At 58.7% G+C, this 383-nt stretch carries 1 protein-coding gene; it reads right to left on the bottom strand.

Features of this window, described 5'->3' with window-relative positions; translation table 11 throughout:
- A partial coding sequence (locus tag HMPREF2572_RS12750; RefSeq protein ID WP_148132355.1) for an RHS repeat domain-containing protein occupies positions 1–383 on the bottom strand: 383 nt, incomplete at both ends.

The raw sequence follows: 383 nt of genomic DNA, 5'->3' as shown, positions 1-383 counted from the left end.
TCGCGGTGCAGTTTGTCGCGTTCGATGTCGGTAATGACTTCGCCGTCGAGGCTGATTTGGTGCAGGTGTCCGCTGCCGTAGTAAAGGTAATCGATCTGGCGACCGTCGGGCAGGATGGTGCGGATGCGGTTGCCCAACGGGTCGTATCGGTAGCCTACGGTGGCGCTTTGGCCGTTGTGGACGGTGGTTTCGCCGATGAGGCGGTCGAGTTCGTCGTAGGCGAGTTCGACGCTGCTGTGTTGGTTGCGGGCTTTGTTCAGGTTGCCGGTAACGGGGTCGTATTCGAAACGGGTGCGGCTGATGCCTTCGTCTTTGCTTTGTCCGTTGCGGCCGGAGACTTTGCGGCTTTGTTTTTCGATCAGTTGGCCGAGGATGTTGCGTTT

Origin of the sequence: Neisseria sp. HMSC064E01 (assembly GCF_001808875.1) — a bacterium.
Lineage (GTDB): Bacteria > Pseudomonadota > Gammaproteobacteria > Burkholderiales > Neisseriaceae > Neisseria > Neisseria sicca_A.
The sequence above is the reverse complement of the archived record's forward strand: the minus strand, read 5'-3'. Positions and strand labels throughout refer to the sequence as shown.